Source organism: Allokutzneria multivorans, from assembly GCF_039537405.1.
Taxonomy (GTDB): Bacteria; Actinomycetota; Actinomycetes; order Mycobacteriales; family Pseudonocardiaceae; genus Allokutzneria; species Allokutzneria multivorans.
This window is the reverse complement of record NZ_BAABAL010000006.1, coordinates 328935-342911: the sequence shown is the minus strand read 5'-3', so window position 1 is coordinate 342911 and position 13977 is coordinate 328935. Positions and strand designations below refer to the sequence as shown.

Here is a 13977-nt window from a genome sequence, read left to right as displayed (position 1 = left end):
GTCCAGGTACTCTGGCAAGCCGCTGCGTGCCCGAGGCCGCCGGCAGGTGTGCGTGGGCGTGCGAGAAGCTCGAAATACGCAAACGTCAACAGCGAAGGAACCCGCATGGGCTCGGTCATCAAGAAGCGTCGCAAGCGCATGTCGAAGAAGAAGCACCGCAAGCTGCTTCGCAAGACCCGCCACGCGCGTCGCAAGCAGGGCAAGTAAGCAGTACGCGACCGCCCCTGCGGTTAATCCCGTGACGCCCGCGCCCGGAACGCTCCGGCGCGGGCGTTCGCGCGTCCTGGACCGTCCTCCGTGGCGGGCTCGCGGTGTGCCCCGGAGCACAGAGTGATCGGAAACGCACTCGTCCAGTACGGTGACGCGTCCAGGATCCGGCTAACGATCTGGCCGACTCCTGCGAAGCTTCCGGCGGGTAACATCCCACCCTTCACCGCCAGTGCCCAGGGAGTCGCATGGCGCCCAACGTCGTTCTCGTCACCGGGGTCAGCCGTTTCCTCGGCGGACACCTCGCAGCCCGCCTCGCCGCGAACCCGGACATCGAACGCGTGCTCGGGGTCGACACCGTGCCCCCGCCGCGCGACCTGCTGCGCCGGATGGGCCGGGCCGAGTTCGTCCGCGCGGACATCCGCAACCCGCTGATCGCCAAGGTCATCGCCACCGCCAAGGTGGACACCGTCGTGCACGCCTCGCTCTCGGCCAACCCGGGGTCGACCGGCCGCACGGCGATGAAGGAAATGAACGTCATCGGGACGATGCAGCTGCTGGCCGCGTGCCAGAAGTCCGACCTGGTGCGCAAGTTCGTGGTCAAGTCGACCACCGCCGTCTACGGTTCGAGCCCGCGCGACCCCGCGGTGTTCACCGAGTCGATGGGCCCCAAGGACCTGCCGTCCTCCGGCTACGCCAAGGACGCGGTCGAGGTGGAGGGCTACGTGCGCGGCTACGGCAGGCGCCGCCCGGACGTCACCATCTCCACGCTGCGCTTCACCAACTTCATCGGCCCGCGCATCGACACGGTGCTCACCCGCTACTTCGCGCTGCCGGTCGTGCCGACCGTGCTCGGTTACGACGCCCGTGTCCAGCTGTTGCACTCCGAGGACGCCCTCGCGATCCTGGAACGTGCGACGCTGCACGACCTGCCAGGGGTGTTCAACGCGGGAGCGGACGGACTGCTGCTGCTCTCCCAGGCCATCCGCCGCGCTGGCCGGGTTCCGATGCCGGTGCCCAGCTTCGCGGTGCAGCCCTTCGCGCAGGTGGTGCGGGGGGCGAGGCTGGTGGACTTCTCGCCGGAGCAGATGCGGTTCCTGAACTTCGGCAGGGTGGTGGACACGGCCAAGCTGCGCGAGCAGTTCGGCTTCACCCCGAGGTGGACCACCCAGCAGGCCTTCGACGACTACGTGCGCGGCCGGGGACTGCGGCCGGTGATCGACCCGGAACTCGTCAACGATGCCGAGCGGGGCATCCGTGGAGTGCTGGCCCGGCTGGGCCGATGAGGGAGTGAGGAGGTGAGGACGATGGCAGGAGCACGAGTGATCCCGATCCGCTCGGTGGCGCGCAAGCAGCAACAGCAGCAACCTGCGGGATCAGCGCCGGTGCGCCCGGTCCCGGCCGAGGACGAGCTGCCGCCGCAGGAGGAGAAGCCCGACGAGCGCGAGCAGGTGCGCGAGGAGTCCGCGTTGGAGCGCGGGCTGACCGACGCGCTCGCCTTCGTGCGCAAGCGGCTCACCGGTGACTACGAGGTCGACGAGTTCGGCTTCGACCGCGAGCTGACCGACAAGGTGCTGTTCCCGCCGCTGCGGCCGCTGTACGAGAAGTGGTTCCGCGTCGAGACGATCGGCCTGCACAACGTGCCCGCCGAGGGCGGCGCGCTGCTGGTGGCCAACCACTCCGGCACGCTGATGCCGATGGACGCGGTGATGACGGGCCTCGCGGTCCGCGACCACCACCCGGCCGAGCGGCACCTGCGGATGCTGGCCGCCGACCTGGTCTTCAAGTTCCCCGTGCTCGGCGCGCTCGCCCGCAAGGCGGGTCACACGCTCGCGTGCGGCGCGGACGCGGAGCGCCTGCTGCGCAACGGCGAGCTGGTCGGCGTCTGGCCCGAGGGCTTCAAGGGCATCGGCAAGCCGTACCGCGACCGCTACAAGCTCCAGCGCTTCGGCAGGGGTGGCTTCGTCTCCGCCGCGCTGCGCACCGGGGTGCCGATCATCCCGTGCTCGATCGTGGGCGCCGAGGAGATCTACCCGATGATCGCCGACGTGAAGGCGCTGGCCAGGCTGTTCGGCCTGCCGTACTTCCCGGTGACGCCGTTCTTCCCGCACCTCGGGCCGCTCGGCCTCGTCCCGCTGCCCTCGAAGTGGTACATCGAGTTCGGCGAGCCGATCACCACCGACCAGTACGAGGCGGGGGCGGCCGACGACCCGATGCTGGTGTTCAACCTGACCGACCAGGTGCGCGAGACCATCCAGCAGACGCTCTACCGACTGCTCACCCAGCGCCGCAACGTCTTCCTCGGGTGAACGCTGGGCTGAAACCCCGGTTGAACACCGGCGTTCTCCGGCGTGGGGGCGGATCTCGCGGCTAGCATCCCCGCCGTGAACCAACCCATGCCCCCCATGCCTCCGCCGCCACCGATCCTGGTCAGCACGATGAACGACGTGCCGGGCTACCGCGTCGTCCGGGTGATCGGCGAGGTGTTCGGCTCGACCGTGCGCAGCCGCAACGCCTTCTCCGACATCGGTGCCAGCTTCAAGGGCATGTTCGGCGGCGAGCAGGCCGGTTACACCCAGCTGCTCAACGACTCGCGGTTCGAGGCGCTCGGCAGGCTCAAGCAGAACGCCGCGGGCATGGGCGCCAACGCCGTGCTCGCCATGCGCTTCGAGAGCGGCGACATCATGCCCGGCAGCACGGAGATCGCGGCCTACGGCACCGCCGTCTTCATCGTGCCGCTGGACCAGCAGGGCCCCGGCGGCCCCGGGCCCGGTGGCCCCGGCCCCAGGTAGGACGACCCGTCAGGAACGGCCGCGGCGGCGGTAGGCCATGCCCGCCGCCAAGGCCCCTGCGACGACCCCTGCGCCCAGCACCGACGGCACGCCGATCCGGGCCGCCTTGCGACCGGTGCGGAAGTCGCGGATCTCCCAGCCGCGCGCCCGCGCCACGTCGCGCAGGCCCTGGTCGGGGTTGACCGCGACCGCGGTGCCGACGACCGAGAGCATCGGGACGTCGTTGACGGAGTCCGAGTAGGCCGTGCAGCGGCGCAGGTTCAGGCCCTCGCGGGCGGAGAGCGCGCGGACCGCGTGCGCCTTGCCCGGTCCGTGCAGCAGATCGCCGACCAAGCGCCCGGTGTAGACGCCGTCGACGCTCTCCGCGACCGTGCCGAGCGCGCCGGTCAGGCCGAGCCTGCGGGCGATGATCCGCGCCAGCTCCACGGGGGTCGCGGTGACCAGCCAGACCCGCTGGCCCGCGTCCAGGTGCATCTGCGCGAGAGCCCTGGTGCCGGACCAGATCCGGTCGGCCATCAGCTCGTCGTAGATCTCCTCGCCGAGGGTGACCAGCTCCTCCACCGAGCGGCCCGCCACGAAGGACAGCGCCTGCTCACGGCTGCTGCGGATGCCCTCCGCGTCCTCCTTGCCGCCGATCCGGAACTTCAGCTGCTGCCAGGCGAACCCGGCGAGGTCGGAGGTGGTGAAGTACTTCCGCGCCGCGAGGCCCCTGGCGAAGTGGAAGATCGACGCGCCCATCATCATCGTGTTGTCCACGTCGAAGAAGGCCGCCGCGGTCAGGTCCGGCGGCACGGCGAGGGCGGCTTCCAGCTCCGCGGCCGCGGCCTCGGCGGAGGCCTCGCCCGCCGCGATCGCCCGGGACTCCCGCTCCGAGCTGTCGACATCCCTGCGCCACAGTGGCACCTCGGCGCCTCCGGTCCTTGATCGTCTGGCCTGCTGATGACCCGTTCCAGGGTAGCGATCGACCGGTGGCGCAACTGTGGGGATGTGCCCAGAGGCTCAGCTGTCGGCGCGCGCCACGGGCACGGCGGCGGCCTGCGGGGCGGCGCTCAGCTCGGCGAGCAGCCTGGCCCTGATCCGGTCCCGGGTCTGCCGGTCGGGGGTATCGCGCGGAGCGGCGCGGCGCAGCAGCGCCACCACCTCGTCCTCGCGTTCCTCACCCACCGTCGCCCGTCCCTTCCAGACTGGACAAACGAGGTGATACCGGATCGGTTACGCCACTGTCGAGCGACGTCAGCGGAGGCTTCGGGGCAGCAGCTCCGCGAGCTTGCGCACGGCGCGGTGCTGGAGTGCCTTGACCGCGCCCTCGTTGCGGCCCATCGCTTCGGCGGTCTCGGCGACCGAGAGGCCGTGCAGGAACCGCAGCACGATGCACTCGCGCTGGTCGGTGTTGAGCTTGTCGACGCAGCGCAGCACCTCGGCGTTGGTGGCGTCGCGCACCACCGACTGCTCGGGGCCGGCGTGCTCCTCGCGGGTCTCGCCCAGCTCCGCCGTCGGCACCTCGAAGCGGTACCGGCTGGACTTCACGTGGTCGAGCACCAGGTTGCGGGCGATGGTGATGAACCACGCGCCCACGTCGCGGCCCTGGTAGCTGACCGAGCCGATGCGGCGCAGCGCGCGCAGGAACGTCTCGCTGGTCACGTCCTCGGCGAGCGCGCGGTCTCCGAGCCGGAACAGCACGTAGCGGTAGACCACGTCGACGTAGCGGTCGTAGAGCTCGCCGAAGGCCGCGACGTCGCCGTCCTGCGCCGCGGCGACCAGCCGCCACACATCGGTCATCGCCGCCTCATCCGGAACCGGACGCAGGGTCGTTCTGGTCGTCGGGGCAAGCCCTGAGCAGGCCTTGCCCAGTGGTTGGGTCATCCGCCGCTCCCTTGCTCCGCTGCGTGAGGACGGCCACGCCGCCCGGGGCGGTTCGCCGAAGCATACGTCTTCCTACTCGTCGGTAGGTAGTGGCTGGTGCCACCGGGGGGGTGACGCACGCCGGGCGGATGCGTGACGTAGCACACCCATGACAGACTTCGCGTCCTGGGTAATCCGCTTTCGGGTCACCCGGAATCGCCCAGCAGTAGGAGGTCGCGCATGTCCGTCGTCAACGTCGCCGATCTGGTGCGCGCGGCCGCCCAACGGGGCGCGGCTCACCCCGCGCTGATCGACGCGGCCGACGGGCGCACGCTGACCTGGGCCGAGCTGGACTCCGCGGTGAGCTCCGAGGCTGCGAGGCTGCGCGCCGACGGTGCCGAGCCCGGTGACCGGATCGCCGTGAAGCTGCCGACCGGCCTGCCGTTCTGCGTCGCCGTGCTGGGCGCGCTGCGCGCGGGCTGCGCCGTCGTCCCGATCGGCCCCGGCGTCTCGCAGCGCGAGCTGGAGCGCGTGCTCTCCGACAGCGGCGCCCGCGTGGTGATCGACTCCGAGGACGTTCCCGCGCTGGACACCACGTTCACCCCGGGCGACTCGGTGCGCGGCGGCGAGGACCTCGCCGTGCTCGCCTACACCTCGGGCACCTCCGGCTCGCCGCGCGGCGTGATGCTGTCCCACCGCGCGTTGCTGGCCAACACCAAGCAGTGCTCCGAGCTGCGCCCCTGTCCGGTGACCGCCGCCGACCGGGTGCTGCTGGCGCTGCCGCTGTTCCACGTCTACGGCCTCGGCCCCGGCCTGTTCCAGGTCTGCGCGAGCGGGGGCACCGGCGTGCTGCTCGCCCGCTTCGACGCGGACGCGGCGCTGGAGGCGATCGAGAACCACCGCGTCACCACGCTCGTCGGCGTCCCGCCGATGTACACCGTGCTGCTGCGCCAGCCCGCCGAGGTGCTGCGCGAGCGGCTCGCCACCGTGCGCGTGTTCACCTCTGGCGCCGCGCCGCTCGATTTCGAGGCTCTGCGCGGCATGCGCGAGATCACCGGGCTCGACATCTACGAGGGCTACGGCCTGACCGAGACGGGGCCCGTGCTCACCACGACCCTGGGCACCGGGCGGATCAAGCCCGGCTCGGTCGGCCAGGCGCTGCCCGGCGTCGAGGTCCGCCTGGTCGACTCCGACGGCGAGGCGCTGCCCGACGGCTTCGAGATGGGCGAGGACGCCGAGAGCACCGGCCTGGTCGCCGCGCGCGGGGCCAACCTGCTCAGCGGCTACTGGCCCGACGCCGCCGACGGCCCCGACGTCGACGGGTGGTTCCGCACCGGCGACGTCGGCTACTTCGACTCCGACGGCGACCTGCACCTGGTGGACCGCGCGGGCGACCTGATCATCGTGAACGGCTTCAACGTGTACCCGCACGAGGTCGAGTCCGTGCTCGCCGAGCTTGACGGCGTGCGCGAGGCCGCTGCCGTCGGCGTCCCCGACGACACCACCGGCGAGGCCGTCAAGATCGTCATCATCAAGGCCGAGGACAGCGACCTCAGCGAGGAGAAGGTCCTCGCCCACTGCGCCGAGCGGCTCGCCAAGTTCAAGGTGCCGACCAGGGTCGAGTTCGTCGACTCCCTGCCGCACACCGCCACCGGCAAGCTCGCCCGCCGCAAACTCCGCGACTCGTAGTCCCGTTTCGCTCGCGGTTCGCTACGGTTGAGGGGCGGACCCGTCCCACTCCAGTGGATCAACGGGTCTTGCTTCTTTTCCGGGGCTTCCTCGTCTGGCTGTTCACAACCGCAAGGGCGTACCACCCACCGCGCACACCTCGCCCAGGATCTTCGGGTACCACTGCCACATCACGCTTTTCGAGTCAGCTCGCAGGACTGCCATGAACGCGGCGTACGCGATGAGGTCTGCCTGCTGAACCCACTGGCTCGTGTGTGATCCCTGGAACGACGGGTCTTCGAGAAGGCAGCGCGTCTCCAGCTTCAAGCTCCGGTGGGCGAGCCGGTAGGCCGGATCGGTGCCGGCGCCGTCCATGAACACCATGCCCAGTTCTCCGGCGGCGTGCAGGCGTTCGTCGAGCAGGGCGACCAGGTCGCTGTAGAGGTTCGCCTTGGCCGTGACGAAGTTCGTCCCGGTGGTTTCGCGGTAGACCGCGCCGACGCGTGCGCCAGGCAGCTCGGCGATCGTCTGGAAGGCCGCGTTCATCACGGCTGTTCGGGTGGCCTTGCTGTGATCCCAGGGGGTGCCGCCCGTGGGGCGCCCCCTGCCGTTGGCGAATCTCGTGGCGTGCAGTTCGTAGCTGGCTGGAACGCCGGTGTCGGCGTACAGGTCGCGGCGACAGTCGAGCCATGTCCGCAGCGCACGGCGCCAGTCGGATGCGAGCACCTCCACCCAGCCGTAGACGGCCAGGCCGGACGCCTGCGCACCGGAGTCGTCGATGTAGATCAACCGCGCGGACGCAAGCTAGGTCAGACGGCCGACAGTCCCGACCATCGTCAGGCAAGCGCCAAGGGCAACCGGGGCGGCCAGAGGGATTGAGGCGGTTAGCGATGATCAACAGGGGGGTTTGTGGGTCTTGAAGACGCCTGAACTCCGGGTTGTCCTCGCGGAGCGCTCCGGGGGGCCGCTCGGGGGACGTGGCGTTGGAGTGAGCGGGTGTGGGGTGTGCGCGGATAGTTGGACTTCCTAGTATCGGTGGCCCCACAATCGGACGGTCCGAGTTCTGAGCACCCGCGTGGAGGACCGCCGCGATGAGCGCGCCCGTGATCGAACGCCAGCTGCCGACCGAGGAAGCCGCAGAGCTGCTCGCACTGACCCGCGAGCTGGCCCAGCGCGAACTGGCGCCGAAGGCGGCTGAGGCCGAGGCGACAGGGGAGTTCCCGCGCGAGGTCTTCCGCACGCTGGGGCGCTCGGGCCTGCTGGGGCTGCCGTACCCGGAGCGCTACGACGGCGGCGAGCAGCCGTACGAGGTGTACCTCCAGGTCGTCGAGGAGCTGTCGCGGGCGTGGCTGGCGGTGGGCCTCGGGGTCAGCGTGCACACGCTGTCCTGCCACGCGCTGGCGAGCTTCGGCACGGACGAGCAGCGCGAGCGCTGGCTGCCGTCGTTGCTGGGCGGGGAGAAGCTGGGCGCCTACTGCCTCTCGGAGCCGCACAGCGGGTCGGACGCGGCGGCGTTGCGCACGAGCGCGAAGGCGGACCAGCACGGCGTCTACACGGTGCAGGGCACCAAGGCGTGGATCACGCACGCGGGCGCGGCGGACTTCTACACGTTGCTGGCGCGCACGGGGGACGACGGCCCGAAGGGGATCTCGGCGTTCCTGGTGGACGCGGACACTCCGGGGATCTCGGTGGCGCGGCCCGAGCGCAAGATGGGCATGAAGGCCTCGCTGACCGCTCAGGTGGTCTTCGAGGGCGCTCAGCTCCCGGCGGACCGGCGCATCGGGACCGAGGGGCAGGGCCTCAAGATCGCGTTGGAGGCGCTGGACGCGGGGCGGCTCGGGATCTCCGCGTGCGCGGTGGGTGTGGCGCAGGCCGCGCTGGACGTGGCGGTCGCCTACGCGAGGGAGCGCACGGCCTTCGGCAGGGCCATCGGGGAGTTCCAGGGCGTCTCGTTCATGCTCGCCGACGCGGCCGCGGGCATCGAGGCGGCGCGGCAGCTCTACCTCTCGGCCGCCCGGCGCAAGGACGCGGGGCAGTCGTACTCCACGCAGGCCGCGATGGCGAAGCTGATCTCCACCGACATGTGCATGAAGGTCACCACGGACATGGTCCAGGTGCTCGGCGGCGCGGGCTACGTCGAGGACTACCCGGTGGAGCGCTACATGCGCGAGGCCAAGGTGCTCCAGATCGTGGAGGGCACCAACCAGATCCAGCGCATGGTGATCGGCCGCAGGCTGCTCCAGGGATGATGTGCGCATGCCCCACGAAGTCACGCTGATGAGCCGGGTCGGCTGCCACCCCTGCGAGGTCGCCAAGGTGGAACTGGCCCGGATCTGCGGCGAGCTGGGCGTGCCGTGGTCGGAGGTGGACGTGGACTCCGACCGCGAGCTGCGCGCGGAGTACGGCGACCGGGTCCCGGTGTTCCTGGTCGACGGCCGCGAGCACGGTTACTGGAGGGTGGAGGAGGCGCGGCTGCGGGCCGCGCTAACCTGATCCCGGGCGGAATGCCCGCGTTTTTGTCTGGGAAGTACCTGTTCGGGTGATTGCCCGATGAGCCCGCCCGACTGCCCCTCCGCCGTCGCGAGTGGTCCGCGACCTGCGTGTGACCGGGTATTGTGCGGCTGGTTACGTCGGCTGGCCACGACTTTGTGCCTGCGTTCACAAGCGGCTACCGTGTGAACGTCGCCGTTGCGGCTGGAGAGCGGAAGACCCCACCTTCGCGGACGTCAGCTGCCGGGCGACCCATTTCCAGATGCAGGCGAGGGAGAGCAGCGTGGCGGCGCAGCGGGACCAGGGGCACAACGGGGACCAGCCGCCCGCCACTGTCACCGACGTGACCGTCCGCGATGTCCCGGCCGCCCGCGAGCGGGCACGGGCCATCCCCGAGGCCGCGGTCGCCAGGCTCGCCGTCTACCTGCGAGTCCTCTCCGCGATGGGCGAGGACGGGGTCACCACGATCTCCAGCGAGGAACTGGCCGCCGCCGCCGGGGTGAACTCGGCGAAGCTGCGCAAGGACCTCTCCTACATCGGCTCCTACGGCACCCGCGGCGTCGGCTACGACGTGGACGTGCTGATCAGCGAGATCGAGCGCATCCTCGGCCTGACCCGCAAGCACAGCGTCGCGGTGGTCGGTATCGGAAACCTGGGCCACGCGCTGGCGAACTACGGTGGATTCCCGAGCAGGGGCTTCCCGGTCGCGGCGCTCTTCGACGTCGACCCCGACCTGATGGGCGTTCCCGTCGGCGGTATTCCGGTCGAGCACATCGAGGACATCGAGTCGATCTGCCGCGAGCGCGAGGTCACCATCGGCGTGATCGCCACGCCGCCCTCGGTGGCTCAGGAAGTTTGTGATCGTTTGGTCTCAGGCGGCGTGCAATGCATCCTGAACTTCGCACCAGTGGTTCTCGGGGTCCCCGACCACGTCGAGGTGCGCAAGGTTGACCTGGCGGTGGAGATGCAGATCCTCTCCTTCCACGTCGCCCGCCGCGCCGACGAGGCGCAGGCCGAGGTGACCGTGGACGGCACCCGGCCCGGCGTCGGTGAGGCGGTGGTCGGGCGATGACCCTGCTCGCCGTCGGCCTGTCGCACCGCACCGCGCCGGTCCGCGTCCTGGAGCGCGCCGCGGTCTCCGGTGACGAGGCCGGGAAGCTGCTGGACGAGCTGCTGCGCTGCCCCAACGTCTCCGAGGCCGTGCTGGTCGCGACCTGCAACCGGGTCGAGGTCTACGCGGTCGTCGACGCCTTCCACGGCGGCCTCGCCGACGTCTCCGGCGTGCTCGCGCGCCAGGCGGGGACCGACGTCGGCCAGCTGTCGGCGCACCTGTACGTGCACTACGCGGCGCGCGCCGTCGAGCACCTGTTCCGGGTCGCCTCCGGGCTGGACTCCATGGTGGTCGGCGAGGCCCAGATCCTCGGGCAGCTGCGCACCGCCTACGGCGAGGCCGACAAGGCCGGGACCGTCGGCAAGGTCCTGCACGAGCTGGTCCAGCAGGCACTGCGGGTCGGCAAGCGGGTGCACAGCGAGACCGGCATCGATCACGCCGGAGCCTCGCTGGTCACCGAAGCCCTCGCCGACGCCGCCGCCGTGCTGGGCACGCTGTCCGGCCGCCGCGCGCTGATCGTCGGCTCCGGCGCGATGGGCGGGCTGGCCGCCGCGCACCTGCGCCGCGCGGGCGTCGCGGAGATCGTCGTCGCCAACCGCACCCCGGAGAACGGGCAGCGGCTGGCGGAGAACATCGCGGCCGAGGGTGTTCCCGCGCGCGCCACGGGGCTGTCGGAGCTGGCCGTGGAGCTGGCGACGGCGGACGTGGTCTTCGCCTGCACCGGTGCCACCGAGGTGGTCATCGACGCGGGCGTGCTCGCCGGGGCCAGCCGCGACATCGTGCTCTGCGACCTCGGCCTGCCCCGCGACATCGACCCCGCCGCCGCCGAGGTCCCCGGTGTGCGCGTGGTGGACCTGGAGAGCCTCCAGGCCAGGCTCAGCGACGCCGAGGCGGGCGCGGACACCCGGCTCGCCACCGAACTCGTCGCGGAGGAGGTGCGCGCCTACCTGGCCGCGCAGCGCTCCGCCGCGGTGACCCCGACCGTGACCGCGCTGCGCAGGCGCGCGGCCGAGGTGGTCGACGCCGAGCTGCTGCGGTTGTCCACGCGGTTGCCGGAGCTGGCGCCCGACGTGCGCGACGAGCTGTCGCAGACGGTGCGCCGCGTGGTGGACAAGCTGCTGCACACCCCGACCGTGCGGGTGAAGCAGCTCGCCTCCGCGCCGGGCGGCTCCGACTACGCGGACGCGCTCCGCGAGCTGTTCGCGCTCGACCCGCAGGCCCCTGCGGCGGTCGGCGCCATGGACCCCTTCCTCCACAACGTCCACGGAATCCACAGTGGACAGTCCGAAACGGACGGTGATATCCGGTGAAGCCGAGACTGCGGATCGGGACGCGCGGCAGCGCGCTCGCTCTGGCGCAGACCGGCCTGATCGCCGCGGCGCTGGAGCGCGCGGGAGCAGAGATCGAGACGGTCGTCGTGAGCACCCCGGGAGACCGGTCGAGCGCTCCGATCGCCGAGATCGGCGTCGGGGTGTTCACCTCGGCACTGCGCGACGCGCTGGCGGCGAACGAGATCGACGTGGCCGTGCACTCCTACAAGGACCTGCCGACCGCGCCGGACCCCCGGCTCGTGCTGGCGGCGGTGCCCCCTCGCGAGGACCCGAGGGACGCGCTGTGCGCAAGGGACAACCTGACCCTCGGGGAGCTGCCCGTCGGCTCCACCGTGGGAACGGGATCGCCGCGGCGGGCCGCCCAGCTGGAGGCCCTCGGGCTCGGGCTGAGCGTGGTTCCGTTGCGCGGCAACGTGGACACCCGGCTCGGCAAGGTCACCTCCGGTGAACTGGACGCCGTGGTGCTCGCGAGGGCCGGACTCGCCCGCCTCGGCAGGCTCGACGAGATCAGCGAGACGCTGGACCCGTTGCAGATGCTGCCGGCGCCCGCACAGGGCGCGCTGGCGGTGGAGTGCCGGATCGACGACGTCGACGTGGAGCACCTGATCCGCTCCACGCTGGACGATGAGGCCAGCCGCGCCGCGGTTACCGCGGAGCGCGCGATGCTCGCAAGGTTGGAGGCGGGCTGCAGCGCTCCTGTCGGGGCGCTGGCCGATGTGGTCGAGGACCTCGACGACGAGGGGCGCACGGTGTTGCGCCTGTCGTTGCGAGGGGTCGCCGCGACTCCCCACGGGGACATGCTGCGCGCCTCGGCCATCGGAAACACGACAGCTGCTGAGCAGCTCGGCCGCGCGGTGGCCGAGGAACTGCTCGACCTCGGGGCCGCGGTGCTCAGCGGCCCAGGGGAGTGAATGGGAATGGGGATTGCCTGATGACCCGCGCTCGCAAGACCCCAGGACGGGTTGCCTTCGTCGGTTCCGGACCTGGTGATCTCGGTCTGCTGACCGTCCGGGCCCAGGAGCTGTTGACCAGGGCCGAACTCGTGGTCACCGACCCGGACGTTCCGGTGGAGGTCGCCGCCCTGGTTCCGGAGACGGCCGAGGTCCGGCCCGCGGTGGGCGAGCCCGCCGACGTGGCCAAGGACCTGGTGAACGAGGCCAAGAACGGCCGATCCGTGGTCCGGCTCGTCGCCGGTGACCCGCTGACAGCCGACGCGGTGGTCGAGGAGGCCGCCGCCGTCGCCAAGTCCACCATCGCCTTCGACGTGGTCCCCGGCGTTGCCGCGGGCACCGCGGTTCCGGCCTACGCCGGTGTCGCGCTCGGCGCGGTGCACACCGAGGCCGACGTGCGCGGCAGCGTGGACTGGGCCGCACTGGCCAGTGCTCCCGGCACGCTGGTGCTGCACGCTTCGGCCAGCCACCTCGCCGAGGCGGCGTCCTCGCTGGTGGAGCAGGGCCTCGCGCCGCAGACCCCGGTCTCGGTGACCACCGAGGGCACCTCCTGCGCGCAGAAGACCATCGACACCGCGCTGGCCTCGCTGGCCAGCGACGCCGGTGACCTCAGCGGCCCGCTCGTGGTGACCGTCGGCGGAGCCGTCGCGAACCGGGCGAAGCTGTCCTGGTGGGAGTCGCGGGCGCTCTACGGCTGGCGCGTCCTGGTGCCCCGCACCAAGGAGCAGGCCGGCGCGATGAGCGAGCGCCTCCGGTCGCACGGCGCCATCCCGGTCGAGGTGCCGACGATCTCGGTGGAGCCGCCGCGCAGCCCCGCGCAGATGGAGCGCGCGGTCAAGGGCCTGGTGGACGGCCGCTACCAGTGGGTCGTGTTCACCTCGACCAACGCGGTCCGCGCGGTGTGGGAGAAGTTCGCCGAGTTCGGCCTGGACGCCCGGGCGTTCTCCGGCGTGAAGATCGCCTGCATCGGCGAGGCCACGGCGGCGAAGGTGCGCTCCTTCGGCATCATCCCCGAGCTGGTGCCCTCCGGGGAGCAGTCCAGCGAGGGCCTGCTCGCCGAGTTCCCGCCGCACGACGACATCCTGGACCCGGTCGACCGGGTGCTGCTGCCCCGGGCGGACATCGCCACGGAGACGCTGGCCGCCGGGATGCGCGAGCGCGGCTGGGAGATCGACGACGTCACCGCCTACCGCACCGTGCGCGCGGCCCCGCCGCCCGCCGACACCCGCGAGATGATCAAGACCGGTGGCTTCGACGCGGTGTGCTTCACCTCGTCCTCCACCGTCCGCAACCTGGTGGGCATCGCGGGCAAGCCGCACGCCCGCACCCTGGTGGCGTGCATCGGCCCGCAGACGGCCGAGACCGCCAAGGAGTTCGGCCTGCGCGTGGACGTGCAGCCGGACCTCGCCCAGGTGCCCGCGCTGGTCGACGCGCTCGCCGAGCACGCCAACCGGCTGCGCGCGGAGGGTGCTCTCCCGCCCCCGCGCAAGACCAAGCGCGCCCGCCGCTGACCGGTTCCCCGTAGTGCCACCGCGGCCCCAGGCGTGTGTTCGCCTGGGGCCGTTCTGGCTTCACCGCAAGGTTTC

At 71.5% G+C, this 13977-nt stretch carries 15 protein-coding genes; 11 read left to right on the top strand and 4 right to left on the bottom strand.

What is annotated here, in order from left to right; all coding sequences use genetic code 11:
- The first annotated feature begins 105 nt into the window (after positions 1-105).
- The 4 genes from ABD798_RS11420 to ABD798_RS11405 all read left to right on the top strand — a co-directional run bounded on the left by ABD798_RS11420 (position 106) and on the right by ABD798_RS11405 (position 2999).
- Entirely contained in the window at positions 106-207 is a 102-nt protein-coding gene (locus ABD798_RS11420) for a 30S ribosomal protein bS22 (protein WP_076993459.1), read from the top strand.
- 248 nt (positions 208-455) lie between these two features.
- The gene (locus ABD798_RS11415; RefSeq protein ID WP_344873572.1) at positions 456-1493 is read left to right on the top strand and encodes an NAD-dependent epimerase/dehydratase family protein; all 1038 of its coding nucleotides are present in this window, start codon (positions 456-458) and stop codon (positions 1491-1493) included.
- A 21-nt stretch (positions 1494-1514) separates the two neighbouring features.
- Positions 1515-2516 (top strand): lysophospholipid acyltransferase family protein, encoded by a 1002-nt coding sequence (locus tag ABD798_RS11410; protein WP_344873570.1) that lies wholly within the window; start codon positions 1515-1517, stop codon positions 2514-2516.
- 75 nt (positions 2517-2591) lie between these two features.
- Positions 2592-2999 carry a YbjQ family protein gene (locus ABD798_RS11405; protein ID WP_344873568.1) on the top strand — a complete coding sequence of 136 codons (408 nt, stop codon included), beginning with the start codon at positions 2592-2594 and terminating at the stop codon, positions 2997-2999.
- A 9-nt stretch (positions 3000-3008) separates the two neighbouring features.
- Here ABD798_RS11405 and ABD798_RS11400 read toward each other — a convergent pair whose 3' ends face one another.
- From ABD798_RS11400 to ABD798_RS11390, 3 genes are all read right to left on the bottom strand, one after another.
- Positions 3009-3902, bottom strand: coding sequence for an HAD family hydrolase (locus tag ABD798_RS11400; protein WP_344873566.1), 894 nt, complete (start codon positions 3900-3902; stop codon positions 3009-3011).
- 96 nt (positions 3903-3998) lie between these two features.
- Positions 3999-4163 carry a hypothetical protein gene (locus tag ABD798_RS11395; RefSeq protein WP_344873564.1) on the bottom strand — a complete coding sequence of 55 codons (165 nt, stop codon included), beginning with the start codon at positions 4161-4163 and terminating at the stop codon, positions 3999-4001.
- 69 nt (positions 4164-4232) lie between these two features.
- Positions 4233-4862, bottom strand: a complete 630-nt coding sequence (locus ABD798_RS11390; RefSeq protein WP_344873562.1) for a sigma-70 family RNA polymerase sigma factor — start codon at positions 4860-4862, stop codon at positions 4233-4235.
- Positions 4863-5081: 219 nt separating this feature from the next.
- Here ABD798_RS11390 and ABD798_RS11385 point away from each other — a divergent pair, with 219 nt between their 5' ends.
- Positions 5082-6530, top strand: coding sequence for an AMP-binding protein (locus ABD798_RS11385; protein ID WP_344873560.1), 1449 nt, complete (start codon positions 5082-5084; stop codon positions 6528-6530).
- A gap of 102 nt (positions 6531-6632) precedes the next feature.
- Here ABD798_RS11385 and ABD798_RS11380 read toward each other — a convergent pair whose 3' ends face one another.
- Positions 6633-7298, bottom strand: coding sequence for a DUF3800 domain-containing protein (locus ABD798_RS11380; RefSeq protein ID WP_344873559.1), 666 nt, complete (start codon positions 7296-7298; stop codon positions 6633-6635).
- Positions 7299-7600: 302 nt separating this feature from the next.
- Between ABD798_RS11380 and ABD798_RS11375 the strand changes: the two genes are divergently transcribed.
- From ABD798_RS11375 to ABD798_RS11350, 6 genes are all read left to right on the top strand, one after another.
- Complete coding sequence (locus tag ABD798_RS11375; protein ID WP_344873558.1) at positions 7601-8758, top strand: acyl-CoA dehydrogenase family protein; 1158 nt, start codon at positions 7601-7603, stop codon at positions 8756-8758.
- Positions 8759-8765: 7 nt separating this feature from the next.
- Positions 8766-9002: a glutaredoxin family protein gene (locus ABD798_RS11370; RefSeq protein WP_344873556.1), complete on the top strand. Its 237-nt coding sequence runs from the start codon at positions 8766-8768 to the stop codon at positions 9000-9002.
- Positions 9003-9342: 340 nt separating this feature from the next.
- The gene (locus tag ABD798_RS11365; protein WP_344873998.1) at positions 9343-10071 is read left to right on the top strand and encodes a redox-sensing transcriptional repressor Rex; all 729 of its coding nucleotides are present in this window, start codon (positions 9343-9345) and stop codon (positions 10069-10071) included.
- Positions 10068-11420 carry a glutamyl-tRNA reductase gene (locus ABD798_RS11360; RefSeq protein WP_344873554.1) on the top strand — a complete coding sequence of 451 codons (1353 nt, stop codon included), beginning with the start codon at positions 10068-10070 and terminating at the stop codon, positions 11418-11420. Before ABD798_RS11365 ends, ABD798_RS11360 begins: the two co-directional genes overlap by 4 nt.
- On the top strand, positions 11417-12352 hold the full coding sequence (hemC, locus tag ABD798_RS11355; protein WP_344873552.1) for a hydroxymethylbilane synthase: 936 nt from the start codon (positions 11417-11419) through the stop codon (positions 12350-12352). The genes ABD798_RS11360 and hemC overlap by 4 nt, the downstream gene beginning before the upstream one ends.
- 20 nt (positions 12353-12372) lie before the next feature.
- Positions 12373-13902 (top strand): bifunctional uroporphyrinogen-III C-methyltransferase/uroporphyrinogen-III synthase, encoded by a 1530-nt coding sequence (locus ABD798_RS11350; protein ID WP_344873550.1) that lies wholly within the window; start codon positions 12373-12375, stop codon positions 13900-13902.
- Positions 13903-13977: the final 75 nt, after the last annotated feature.

Excerpts from the sequence above, each read along its gene's own strand:
- ABD798_RS11350 (WP_344873550.1), top strand. The coding sequence starts at position 12,373 with ATGACCCGCGCTCGCAAGACCCCAGGACGGGTTGCCTTCGTCGGTTCC.
- ABD798_RS11410 (WP_344873570.1), top strand. The coding sequence starts at position 1,515 with ATGGCAGGAGCACGAGTGATCCCGATCCGCTCGGTGGCGCGCAAGCAG.
- ABD798_RS11375 (WP_344873558.1), top strand. The coding sequence starts at position 7,601 with ATGAGCGCGCCCGTGATCGAACGCCAGCTGCCGACCGAGGAAGCCGCA.
- ABD798_RS11390 (WP_344873562.1), bottom strand. The coding sequence starts at position 4,862 with ATGACCCAACCACTGGGCAAGGCCTGCTCAGGGCTTGCCCCGACGACC.
- ABD798_RS11370 (WP_344873556.1), top strand. The coding sequence starts at position 8,766 with ATGCCCCACGAAGTCACGCTGATGAGCCGGGTCGGCTGCCACCCCTGC.
- ABD798_RS11420 (WP_076993459.1), top strand. The coding sequence starts at position 106 with ATGGGCTCGGTCATCAAGAAGCGTCGCAAGCGCATGTCGAAGAAGAAG.
- ABD798_RS11360 (WP_344873554.1), top strand. The coding sequence starts at position 10,068 with ATGACCCTGCTCGCCGTCGGCCTGTCGCACCGCACCGCGCCGGTCCGC.
- ABD798_RS11415 (WP_344873572.1), top strand. The coding sequence starts at position 456 with ATGGCGCCCAACGTCGTTCTCGTCACCGGGGTCAGCCGTTTCCTCGGC.
- ABD798_RS11385 (WP_344873560.1), top strand. The coding sequence starts at position 5,082 with ATGTCCGTCGTCAACGTCGCCGATCTGGTGCGCGCGGCCGCCCAACGG.